We start from the raw sequence: 12,300 nt of genomic DNA, 5'->3' as shown, positions 1-12,300 counted from the left end.
GACGTGATGGGCTGCATCAACAACGGCAATATGCCGCTCAAACAGCTCGCCCCACTTCTCTATAAGATATTCGGGGTTGATTCTAAAGACTGCTACCGCTTCTACACTGATATCAAACGCCGGAAGAACGAAAGCCGCACCTATTTCATTGACAGGATGCAGGAAAAACTGAACGAGAGAATGTTGCGTGATGAGGAGTTGGAGCGGATGAGAAAATAAAAAAATATCCATTACATATGAGAAGACAGGAATACTCGTATCCTGTCTTTTTATTTTCATTTAATTATATATTAATTAGCACAATATATGTGAGTTTTTCATTCCTATAAGGACAAATTTCAGAAACGTATGTCTGGTAAATTATTGAGTCATCATAGTATGAACATATATCATTACTAAAAACAATGAAACAACTTCCATAAGATTGTGGTTGTAAAAATCGCCATTTAATAGCCCGTTTTTTTTGTAAAATTCGCCAATTAAAAAAATATGATTATCTTTGCATTATATTTTATAAGGTATGGAAACAGTAAATAGAATACTTCAAGAGAAGATTACAGCACGAATCGCGCCCAATAAAGCAGTACTGATTTTTGGTGCTCGCCGTGTTGGTAAAACGGTAATGATGCGTAAAATTGTGGACAACTATTCAGGTAGGACGATGATGCTCAACGGCGAAGACTACGACACATTAGCACTATTGGAGAATCGCTCAATAGCCAATTATCGGCATTTATTGGATGGTATTGATTTGCTGGCTATTGATGAGGCACAGAACATACCACAAATCGGTAGTATTCTGAAGTTGATAGTTGATGAAATACCGGGAATAAGTGTCTTGGCAAGTGGTTCTTCGTCATTCGATTTGCTGAATAAGACTGGTGAACCGTTGGTCGGCCGCAGTACGCAATTTCTCCTTACACCATTCTCGCAACGGGAAATCGCACAGACGGAAACGGCACTTGAAACCCGCCAGAACCTCGAAGCGCGCTTGATTTACGGTTCCTATCCCGAAGTAGTAATGATGGAGAACTATGAACGTAAAACAGACTACCTACGTGATATTGTCGGTGCATACCTGCTTAAAGATATCTTAGCAATTGACGGCTTAAAAAATTCGAGCAAGATGCGCGATCTACTGCGATTGATAGCTTTTCAGTTGGGCAGCGAAGTTTCTTACGAAGAGTTAGGTAAACAACTCGGCATGAGCAAGACGACCGTTGAAAAATACCTCGACCTATTGGAAAAGGTCTTCGTTATCTATCGTCTGGGGGCTTATTCGCGTAACCTACGCAAGGAGGTTACAAAAGCTGGCAAGTGGTACTTCTACGACAACGGCATTCGCAATGCCATTATCGGGGCTTTCTCACCGCTGGCCATTCGGCAGGATGTCGGTGCGCTGTGGGAGAACTACATCATCGGAGAGCGGCGCAAAGCGAACTTCAATGAGGGACTGCACAGGGAGTTCTATTTCTGGCGCACCTACGACAAACAGGAAATCGACCTGATTGAGGAGAGTGCCGACAGTCTTACCGCCTTGGAGTTCAAGTGGGGAAATAAAATGCCGGCCGCACCGAAAGCCTTCCAAGAAGCCTATCCCTATGCCGAGTTTCATGTGGTAAATCGGGAGAATTATTTGGAGTTCGTATAATCAATAAATTACGTATATGGAAACAAAACTACAATCCAAACAGCAATATCCGCGGTTTATCCAAAATAAACCGTGTGGTATTGACAAATTCGATGGAGGTTCGCAAGAAAGGTTGGCAAAAACTATTGCTCGCCATTTTTGTCAGAATGATTCATTGGATGAGGAATGTACTTTACCTCGAATTATCGGCATCGAAGGTATTTGGGGATCTGGAAAATCCAACGTGGTTAAAATGTTGGAACGTGAATTATCAGACGACTATTACTTTTTTGAGTATGACGCATGGGGACATCAAGAGGACTTGCAACGCCGCTCTATATTGGAATTGCTTACAAGCAAACTTATTGATGATGGTATCCTATCTGGAAATGCAACAATAAAAGTCAAAGGTGGAGGTACGAAAACCGTATCATGGTCTGAAAAGCTGAAATATTTATTAGCCCGTAAAACGGAGACCGTAACCGAAAAATATCCCCTTATCAGTAATGGTATGGTTGCGGCATTTTTGGTTGCAGTTTTAACTCCGATATTTACATTTATTGCGTATGCAGTAAAACCTACACCCACAACATGGTGGTTTTCTTTATTGTCTATTATCATAGCTGCACTGCCAGTTCTTATTGCATTGTGCGTTTGGAAATGGGCATATAGCAAAGATCATAAATATGGATGGAGTTATATGTTAGCTATTTATCAAGATAAAGTCGAAAAGGACGTTTGCTATGAGACTTTGAGCGAAGACGAACCAACGGTTTACGAGTTCAAAACATGGATGCAAGACATTTCTGATTTTATCAAGGAAAAAGGACAACGTAAATTAGTCCTTGTTTTTGACAACATGGATCGTCTCCCCGCTGAAAAAGTAAAAGAATTATGGTCTTCTATCCATACGTTCTTCGCCGATAGCGGTTTTGAAAATGTTTGGGCTGTTATTCCTTTCGATGAAACACATTTAGCTTGTGCATTCGGAGATGAGACCGACGAACAAACGAAACAACTGACCAAGTATTTTATCAATAAAACTTTCCCTATTGTTTATCGTGTTGCTCCTCCTGTTATTACCGACTATCGAAGTATATTCAACAAACTGTTTGTTGAAGCATTTGGAGAAACAGAAAATGAAGCGAAAGAAACTATAAATCGGATATTCAGATTGGTAAATCCTAATGCCAATGTTAGGGAAATTATATCATATATCAATGAGATGGTCGCTCTTAAACAAGAGTGGTGTAACGAAATTTTGATGATAAACATAGCATTGTTCTGTTTGAAGAAGACGGATATTCTGGCAAATCCAGTAGAACAAATATTGTCCGGCGACTATCTGAATGGCATTCAAACAATAATTAACAATGATCTGCAAACACAACGCGAAATTGCAGCTTTGGTATATGGTGTCGATGTTGAAGATGCTCGACAAATTCCATTGAAAAAATATATTGAAGGCTGCATCAACGGAGAAGAAGACCACGACATAAATCAATATGCAGAGACTAATAAACAATTTGACACTGTATTAGAAGAAGTTATACAATGTATGGACAATGCGCTTATCGATAAGATTATACATTGTTTGCATAAATTAACTCGAAAGAGCGATGTTATTCTGCGTGTATGGCAAAGAATAGCACAATTGAAATTAAAAGAATCCATAGAGAAGCAGGTGTTCCCTGTCGAATACCAAGAACTGCTGTTGCATTTAGACACGGAAAGCCAAAACCATGTGATTGCTCAATTATATAAGAAGATAGTTCGGTTCAATGACTTCAATGGCGGCGACTATTTCAAAACGTTAGATGCAATAGACAGGTTTATTGCGCAAAATAAGTTGGCGTGCGATTTTACGTCATTGATTGAAGCAAAAACAGTCAAGCCAAATACATTTATCGATTATATTCAAGCTGCAAATGCAACAGATGCTGCCTATCGGGATAACGCGACAACTAAAGCATATAAATATTATCAAGTAGCAACAAATTCGGAGGCGCTCGATAATTATTTGGCAAACTTACTACCCGATAATTTCGACCATGCAGATATTGTAAAAACGTTAAAAGATAATTCTACCTATACGTTTCCAACGCTTTTGCAAGCGATCACGAATTGCATTGATGAACAGAATGTAAATAAAGATAATATAGGGGCTATATTTACAACCTATCGTTTATTGGCATCTGACGAAGAAAGACCTTTACCTGTAACGTTAGATTCAACCTACATAAATCAGTTGCATTCTGAATTAGAAACTGATGGCCGAAACATTAAAGAGTCTGGATATTACGATTTAGTCGCCATGCAATTGGCACATGGTCATTCCGTTTCCTTAATAGAGGGTGGAGATATAAAATATGTTGCAGAACTCATGGACTATTATGTGGATCATGGAGACTTATTAGTAAATAGTGTGGGATGGAATATACCGCTATTAAATGAAACACTACAATACATGGTAAATCATAAACTTGGCTATAAATTATTGCTCTCAGACATATTGCCCCAATTTGAAGATATTAAGAACAGAATAGGTGTAACGGATGAGGTATTTATCGAGCATTTAGCAGAGTGGAATACCGATTTGGATAAGTATATCACTAAGAACAATATTAAAGATGTAATTCCTGACGCATCTTTTTACGATTTGACCACTAAAATAAGCAATGTCCTGACCGATCATATCAATAAAATAGCGTTCGAAGCGTTGTCTGAAATAAGTGTTGATACATTATACGCCCAAAGAACAGCACATACATCATATTATTGGTTTGTCGCAATAAAACATTTACTGGCTAAAATCAAATCCTTGCCAGATAACTTGACTGAATTTGGCAAAAAGATTCTGATGGATATTGCTTCTGGAACTCAAAGTTTGAATCCTTTCCCTAATTGTTTCAAGAATATAGTTGAAAGATTGGATAAACGAAAAATTAAATCGACAGTTACCGATATAAGAAATGATTTCTGCATCGGTAAAAAGACTATCAATGCAATAAAGTTTCAATTTTTCGAAACATGGCTTAGATCGCATGGTAATTTGAAAAGTCAAGCTGGAGACGTTATTGATAAAATAGTGAAACCTGTAATTTCCGATGGGGCATGCCGTTCATTGATTCTGCAAAACAAAGATTTTTATATGGATTTAATAAATACAGCAGGGGATGATGCTTATGAATTGAAAAAGAGTCTCCGAAACCTCATACAAAAAGATTCAGATCCGCAATTGGTTAAATTTGTCAATTCGATAGATTCAGTACCTGAGGTTGAAACCGCGTAAGTATTTGTCTAACAAGTCCGAATTTTACGATTTTACCCGTCAGAACTGAAGTGCCCCCCAAAAAAATTGTATCCAACTTTTGGGGGTCACTTCAAACTTCGATAGGGATAATTTTCAATTTTGGGGACTTGTTAGACAGTCTCATTATCTGGTAGCAGTTTACACAGCACCGGATCGTTTTTGATACGCTCCAGTTCCTCCTGCACAATCTGCTTCACCTCTTCCTTGATGCGCCGGTAGTTCGCCTGCACCGTTTCCTTCATGCGGTCGTTGCCGTCCTCGTCCGTGAAGTTTGTAATGACGGGAATTTTCTTGTAGGCACTTTCTTCCCGTTTCACCTTTTCGGCATCCACCACAATCTCGCAATGAAAAATCTTCTGCTCGATACGCTCGTTGAAGTTGTCGGATACAGAACCGACAAACATTCCCTGCGTAAGCCCGGAAATCTTACTCGGTGGAATGAGCGCGTCCATCTGCGTGTTGATGGAGGTGGAAACATCCTGCCGGTTGATGGAGATGGACTGCCGTTTCTGCAACACCTTACCGAACCGCTCGGAGAGCGTCTTGGCTGTTTCCCCCACCACCTGACCGGAGAAAATATTGCCGACAGTGTTCATCACCACTTTCGCCTCTTTGTCCCCGTAGTCACGCACTAACTGGCTGAAATCCTGAAAGCCCAGACACACGGCAACCTTGTTGCTTCGGGCGGTAGCTATAAGATTGTCCAACCCTTTGAAGTATATTGTGGGCAACTCGTCGATGATGACCGATGACTTCAGCATCCCCTTCTTGTTGATGAGCTTCACGATACGGGAATTATACAGACCGAGTGCCGCACCGTAGATATTCTGACGGTCGGGATTGTTACCCACGCAGAGGATTTTCGGCTCTTCGGGATTGTTGATGTCCAGCGTAAACTCGCTGTCTGACATCACCCAGTAGAGCTGCGGTGAAATCATCCTCGAAAGCGGGATTTTTGCCGACGCTATCTGACCCATGAGCTGCTCCGCAGCCCCTCCAAGCCACGCATCCATGAACGGCGAAAGGTAGTTCTCCAGCTCCGGATAAGAGGTCAGTATCGGAAATATATCCTCGTAACGGCGGTTCAGAAACTCGATAGCATGGGGAAACGTGCAAAACTTCCCGTTCTGATAGATTTTGAGATACCAGATAATACTGGCAAACAGAATGATAGGTGACTCCACGAAGAAGTCGCCCTGCTTTTGCACCCACGTTTTATTGAGGTTGAGCATTATTGTGTAGGCACTCTCATAGGCATCCGTAATATCTTCCATAAAATCCGGGTGAATGGGATTGCACCGATGAGAGCGTCGCGGGTCGTCGAAGTTGATCACATAGAACTTCGGCTTTACCTTGTAGCCGTCCGGGTGGTTCAGCAAATGGTTGTAGGCAATAGTAGATAGGTCGGGATACTTGAAATCGTAGATGTATTGACTAAAGCCCTTTTCAATCTGTTGCTTGATAAAATTGTTTACCACGGCATAGGACTTGCCGCTGCCCGGCGTACCCAACACGATGGACGCACGGAAGGGATTAACTACATTGATCCAACCGTTGTTCCAGCGTTTCCTGTAATAGAAACGTGTCGGCAGATTGACCGAATACTCGCTTTCGATAAGCCTCGTTTCCTGCATGAAACTCTCGTTCTCGTTGTTGAAAACATCCTCCATCAAATTGTGTTTCAACAGGCGGCTCATCCACAGACCACCCATCAACAGGCAGACATAGCCCGTTCCAATGGTAAGGACATACAGTCCCGTCACCGCTTCAAGCGGCAGCGGCAGGGGCAGCAACCACCAGTTCAGGAAAAACAGCACGAACCCGACGGCAAATGCTGTCCAGATTCTCCCCCAAGTGATTTTCTCACCCTTGACACCCTTCGTACCCAGACAGGACAAGGCAAGCAAAAGGACGGAAAACAGCTTCGTGTAGAGAATGGAATGGAACAGCCCCGCCGTGCGGTCGAAGTTCAGAAGGATTTTGTCCACCACGCCGATGTTCACGCCCCACAGCCGGATGGCTTCGTAGCAGAACCAGTACACGTTCATGACCACTAAAATGATACTCACGGCACGCAGAAAATCCATGATTTTCGCCAATGCCCTCAAATCGTCTTCTTGTTGTGACATACATTGATTTTTTAATTGTTGATACTCTGATTACATACCCAAGCCCTTGCGTTTTTTCTTCTTTTTGCGCTTCATCGCCCGGATGAAAGCCTCTTCCTCGGCATCTACCGCCGGACCTTCGGGAGTGAGCAAGCCCATACCGCCCGATATATCTTCACTGTCGTAGGCGGTCTGCCCGTGTGCCTTGTCCGCAGCATCCACAGGGATGGATAGCGGTATCGGCGGTTGTCCGGCGTATGGCAGGGTGAAGTGTTCCTGCAAGGCATTCGCCGAAAGCTCCTTACCCATGCGCGAACCGTTCAGCACGCATCCCGTGCGGTGGTCGATGAAGGTAGCCCCATAGATGCGCCCTTCCTCTGTGTAGCGCAGTACGGTGTCGATGCCCTTCTCTTTGAGTTGGGATACAAATTTGTCCTTGTCATAAGTGCCTTGCAGCACGGAAAGGACGGTGCGTTTCGTCATGTCTGCCAGTTTCCTATCCTTGATTTCCGATTTGGAACGGACAAACTTCTTCTGTACGGCTTCATAGCCTGCGGACTTCCCGAAAAGCGAGGATTTGAACGGGTTGCCCACCTTGTTACCCTTGTCGTCCGTGACGGAATAGACCAGCCCGTGATACTCCCGTCCGCGCACGTTGCCCCTCGCTTCCTCCACCGTCATATTATATAAGGAAAGGAGCGCACGGTATTCGCCCATCGTCTGGAAACGGTACTGCCCATTCAGAGCCTTCACGGTGTTGCCTACCTGCTTCTTCACATCACCTGCCGATGCGGCCACCTTGCGCAACGGATTATCCAATCTCTGATTTTTACGTTCTGCCGGATGCAATCCGTACTTCTGTTCCAGTTCCCTGCGGATACGGTCGCTGCGGCGGTAGAGAAAATCCCGGTTGAGCCTTTTCCCGTTCTCGTCCACGTTGACCGTCACGATGTGCAGGTGGTGGCGGTCGATGTCCTCGTGCTTGAATACAAGATAAGGCTGGTTTCCGAAACCGAGTTTTTCCAGATACTCGCGGGCGATATTCTGCAACTCAATATCGGTCAGCACATCCTCCGGGTGCGGGTTGAGAGAGATATGCACCACCGGCTTCTCGATCTTCATCTGCGGTGGCAGGAAGGTGAGAAAACCCTCCATCGCCTTGCCTATGTCCACCGTTCCCGAACCGTCATTGTAGATGCGGTTGGTGGTGAGAAGCCGCCCCTGCGCCTCGTTAATCTTCTCCCCGTTGTAGGCAATCGCGCCGTACAACGAACTTCCTACACTGATTTTTGCGACCATTTTGCCTCCATTTCCCTTGAAAGTTCCACAATCCGGCGGCTCAGTTTCACGAGTTCGACGGTGTGTTGCTCTAATTTGTAGAGCAACGCCATCGCCTTTTTCTCTGAAAAATGCAGCCTCAGTTCCTTCACGACTTGGTTGTAATTCGTACCCACGGCACGGAATTGTGCATGAAAATCCGACAGTTTGGTGTAATAGTCCACCAACGTCTTGTCCACCTTCAGCACCTTGAACGGTTGCCCGAAGAAGTGCGCTTTGAGGAAAACAGACCGTGCATAGACACCCGATTTTCCGAACATGGCGAGGAAACGGTTGTGTTCCTCCTCGTTGAAACGGACGGTGTACCGGTACACCGCCGGATCAAGTTTGGGATTTCTCCCTGATTTGCTTTTCCTTTTCTCTTTCATATTACTTTGGATTTAGCGGATTGACGGCATAAGCCGCCGCTTCGGATTACAGCACCGCAGTTCTGAAAGGCTTCCCGACTTCGGAGGGAAAGCCCGCCCCCTGCAAGGGCAAGTGCTTTTCGTGGCTGCTCAAAATATTTTGAGCGGCTGAAAAGACATCTTGCTATGTTCAGGTGAACATAAAAATCCGTCAGGGGACGGATTGGGAAAATACCTTTCAGGACTCCGGGCCGCGCGTCATCGGCGAACCCTGCTGTCCGGGTGCAAAGTTACGCCCTTAAAGCGGTATCGGACAGATGCTTGACCCGGTCAATGACTGCCAACCGGCGCAACGTGCCGCCACTTGCCGGAGAAGTGATACAGGTTCCAAAATATACTTGTTTATTTGCAGCATGATTCAAGAAACGAACGATTTGAAGATATGATAAACGGAACATTCAAATACCCGGAAATCCGCTTCTTCGGATACTTGCCGAAACGGATACCCGAACCGTCGGAAACCCGGTTCTCCGACAATTCGGTGACGTATGGATTCAATGACTTCATGACGCAATGTCGTCAATCACCATTTGTCCGACGCACCGCTTCACCACAGAACCGGATACGCGACGACCCGCCTGCGTGTGTAGTCACGGAAGCGGATGGTGCGACAGCCAAATCCGTATGGAAACAGAAAAACAAATCATCAACAATTAAAATAAATGGAACTATGAGTAAGGAAATCTTCGTTGCATTCGCAACACAGAAAGGTGGCATCGGCAAATCCACTGTCACGGCACTTGCCGCCAGCTACCTGCACAACGTGAAAGGCTACAATGTCGCCGTCGTGGACTGCGACGACCCGCAGCACAGCATCCACGGGCTGCGCGAACACGAAATGGGGCTTATCGACAGCAGCACCTACTTCAAGGCTCTCGCTTGCGACCATTTCCGCCGGATCAAAAAGAACGCCTACACCATCGTCAAAAGCAATGCGGTGAACGCCCTCGACGATGCCGAGAGGATGATTGCCACTGAGGACGTGAAACCCGACGTGGTGTTCTTCGACATGCCCGGCACACTCCGAAGCAACGGCGTGATAAAGACGCTCTCGCAGATGGACTACATTTTCACTCCGCTGAGTGCCGACCGCTTTGTCGTGGAGAGTACCCTGAAATTCGTCACGATGTTCCGCGACAGGCTGATGACTACCGGACAGGCGAAAACAAAGGGGCTGCATCTGTTCTGGACGATGGTGGACGGCAGGGAGAGGAACGACTTGTACGGCATCTACGAGGAAGTGATAGCCGAAATGGGCTTTCCGGTACTTTCCACCCGCTTGCCCGACAGCAAGAAGTTCCGCCGTGACCTTTCGGAAGAGCGCAAGAGCGTTTTCCGCTCCACCATCTTCCCGATGGACACGGCACTGCTGAAAGGGAGTGGCATCCGGGAGTTTTCCGAAGAGATAAGCGACATCATCAGACCGCAGTGAGCATGGGCAGCAGGAAAGTGAACACGGAAGGCATCGACGAGGAACTGCTGTTAGCCTCCATCGGGCGGCGCACACAGGACGGGACACTGCGCCCCGCACAGGAAGTACCCGCAGCTGCACCGACCGAAGAGGACACCGCCGCACCGGAACCATCTCCTGTGCAACCCGTAACACGGGAAAAAGCGCAGAGGGAAAGTGGACGCCGGAAAAGGCAGGACGAGGACTACAACGAGCTATTCCTGCGCCGCAACGAGATAAAGACCCGCCAATGTGTCTATATCAGCCGTGACGTCCACGGCAAGATCCTCAGAATCGTGAACGACATCGCCGGAGGGGAAATCTCAGTAGGCGGATATGTGGATACCGTGCTGCGCCAGCATCTGGAACAGCACAAGGAGAGAATCAACGAACTGTACAAGAAACAACGTGAAGATCTGATTTGAAAATGGAAAAAGAAATGACACCGAATGAAAAAAGACCACAGCAAGACTGCGGAGGTATGTTTACCCAAGTGCAGGCGAGTGTGGAAATACTGTCGCCTGTCCCGGTAAGCGGCAAATGCAGTGAGAAGGACTATGAACGCCTGTTCATCCGCGACCCGGAAGTAAAGGCACGTGAGGGGAAGATGGCGTATGTGCGCCCGGAGTACCACGAGCGTATCATGCGTATCACCCGTGTAATCGGGCATGACCGGCTTACGCTGTCCGCTTACATCGACCATGTGCTGACGCACCACTTCAACCAGTGCGAAGATGCGATAAAGAGCCTTTATGCCCGAAATTACAATTCAGTATTCTAACCAAAAACGGAAGGATATGAATTACACAATCAGCATGACAGACATTCTGCTGGCGGTATCGGTCGGCTGCAACCTCTGGTTCCTGTTCCTGCTCCTTTACGAGCGCATCATGGACACGCGGATTGTCCGCTTCTTCAAGGGCATTGTCGGATTATGGCGGTCACTGGACGGGAATGAGGCTAAACGCATAGCGGCACACGAGGAAGTCCCTGCGGAAAAGGCGGACATCATCGGCAAGAGCCGTTTCAGGATGGCATCCACCCGGACAACCGCTGCCATACCGACGCAAGAAGCCGCCACTATTGAAAAAGGCATTGAGCTGTCGGAGGAAGAGGCTACTTTTGACGACGGAAAAACGGGAAACGCATCCCGCCCGGCACAAGTCCCGGAGGAAAAACTCGATGAGACCTTCACGAGCATACCGCCGGAGGAACTGGGATACGGGGACGACGAACCGGAAGAGGACGCCTCGGACACGCCACGGGCTTCGGGCAGCAGCTTTGACGAGATTGACGACGCCTGCAAGACCGCCAAAAACCCGGACGCGACACAGGCGGAACGTGAAAAGGCGGCTAAGGTGTTCACCGACATGGAGGGCACGGAGTTGTACGAGAAAATGATGGAAGGCTCTTCGGAGATAGGCATCCGCATCAAGGGGCTTATCGAGATTCGGCTGAAGAAATCTGAAAAGGAGTTCGTCGTGCCGGACAACATCGAGGAGTTCGACATTCGCAACTATGTATGACAACAATAAAAGAAATGAACATGAAAGAATGACATCAACCCACGCGGCGAGGAAACGCAAGGCGCATCCCCATCCGCAACGGACACGCCCACGTCCGTGGAAACAAACGGGCATCCACTAAAACCAAAGTAAAGAAACAAAGTATCAACCGCCCGACAAAGGACCATCCACCCTTTTGACGGCAAAAAACAAGAACAGTTTATGAACAAGAACATCTTGAAAAACAGAAAAGCAATCCTCTCCGCGGCACTTGTCATCGCCGCAACCGCCTCCGCTTTCGCGCAGGGAAACGGCATCGCGGGCATCAACGAAGCCACCTCTATGGTGAGTTCTTATTTCGACCCCGGAACTAAACTGATATACGCCATCGGTGCAGTCGTCGGGCTTATCGGGGGCGTAAAAGTGTACGGCAAGTTTTCATCGGGCGACCCCGACACCAGCAAGACAGCCGCCTCGTGGTTCGGCGCGTGCATCTTCCTGATTGTTGCCGCCACCATCCTGCGCTCATTCTTCCTTTAATAAATAATG

12 protein-coding genes are annotated in these 12,300 nt (G+C 46.6%); 8 read left to right on the top strand and 4 right to left on the bottom strand.

Features of this window, described 5'->3' with window-relative positions; all coding sequences use genetic code 11:
• From DW033_RS03370 to DW033_RS03360, 3 genes are all read left to right on the top strand, one after another.
• Positions 1–219, top strand: a 219-nt coding sequence (locus tag DW033_RS03370; protein ID WP_199712363.1) for an RteC domain-containing protein, incomplete at its 5' end; no start/stop codon positions are given.
• A gap of 301 nt (positions 220–520) precedes the next feature.
• Positions 521–1,651 (top strand): ATP-binding protein, encoded by a 1,131-nt coding sequence (locus DW033_RS03365; protein ID WP_004291480.1) that lies wholly within the window; start codon positions 521–523, stop codon positions 1,649–1,651.
• Positions 1,652–1,667: 16 nt separating this feature from the next.
• Positions 1,668–4,922 (top strand): P-loop NTPase fold protein, encoded by a 3,255-nt coding sequence (locus tag DW033_RS03360; protein ID WP_004291481.1) that lies wholly within the window; start codon positions 1,668–1,670, stop codon positions 4,920–4,922.
• Positions 4,923–5,053: 131 nt separating this feature from the next.
• Here the strand turns inward: DW033_RS03360 and mobC are convergent, their stop codons facing one another.
• From mobC to DW033_RS24830, 4 genes are all read right to left on the bottom strand, one after another.
• Positions 5,054–7,072: a conjugal transfer protein MobC gene (mobC, locus tag DW033_RS03355; RefSeq protein ID WP_004291482.1), complete on the bottom strand. Its 2,019-nt coding sequence runs from the start codon at positions 7,070–7,072 to the stop codon at positions 5,054–5,056.
• 30 nt (positions 7,073–7,102) lie between these two features.
• A complete protein-coding gene (mobB, locus tag DW033_RS03350) occupies positions 7,103–8,350 on the bottom strand; it encodes a conjugal transfer protein MobB (RefSeq protein ID WP_004291483.1) in 1,248 nt (415 codons plus the stop codon).
• Positions 8,329–8,757: a conjugal transfer protein MobA gene (mobA, locus tag DW033_RS03345; protein ID WP_004291488.1), complete on the bottom strand. Its 429-nt coding sequence runs from the start codon at positions 8,755–8,757 to the stop codon at positions 8,329–8,331. Before mobA ends, mobB begins: the two co-directional genes overlap by 22 nt.
• Positions 8,758–9,138: 381 nt before the next feature.
• Positions 9,139–9,303 (bottom strand): hypothetical protein, encoded by a 165-nt coding sequence (locus DW033_RS24830; protein ID WP_196029218.1) that lies wholly within the window; start codon positions 9,301–9,303, stop codon positions 9,139–9,141.
• On the opposite strand from DW033_RS24830, the gene DW033_RS03330 reads away from it, so the two are divergent.
• From DW033_RS03330 to DW033_RS03310, 5 genes are all read left to right on the top strand, one after another.
• Complete coding sequence (locus DW033_RS03330) at positions 9,302–10,228, top strand: ParA family protein (protein WP_005783105.1); 927 nt, start codon at positions 9,302–9,304, stop codon at positions 10,226–10,228. The two genes, DW033_RS24830 and DW033_RS03330, sit on opposite strands and share 2 nt — an antisense overlap.
• A gap of 2 nt (positions 10,229–10,230) precedes the next feature.
• Positions 10,231–10,671 (top strand): DUF3408 domain-containing protein, encoded by a 441-nt coding sequence (locus DW033_RS03325; protein ID WP_004291503.1) that lies wholly within the window; start codon positions 10,231–10,233, stop codon positions 10,669–10,671.
• Between the two features lie 2 nt (positions 10,672–10,673).
• Positions 10,674–11,027, top strand: coding sequence for a DUF3408 domain-containing protein (locus DW033_RS03320; RefSeq protein WP_004291505.1), 354 nt, complete (start codon positions 10,674–10,676; stop codon positions 11,025–11,027).
• A gap of 16 nt (positions 11,028–11,043) precedes the next feature.
• On the top strand, positions 11,044–11,772 hold the full coding sequence (locus DW033_RS03315) for a hypothetical protein (protein WP_004304280.1): 729 nt from the start codon (positions 11,044–11,046) through the stop codon (positions 11,770–11,772).
• Positions 11,773–11,973: 201 nt separating this feature from the next.
• Complete coding sequence (locus tag DW033_RS03310) at positions 11,974–12,291, top strand: DUF4134 domain-containing protein (RefSeq protein ID WP_002560983.1); 318 nt, start codon at positions 11,974–11,976, stop codon at positions 12,289–12,291.
• Positions 12,292–12,300: the final 9 nt, after the last annotated feature.

The sequence above is a fragment of the Parabacteroides sp. AF39-10AC genome (assembly GCF_003635405.1).
Classification (GTDB): Bacteria; Bacteroidota; Bacteroidia; order Bacteroidales; family Tannerellaceae; genus Parabacteroides; species Parabacteroides distasonis.
The sequence above is the reverse complement of the archived record's forward strand: the minus strand, read 5'-3'. Positions and strand labels throughout refer to the sequence as shown.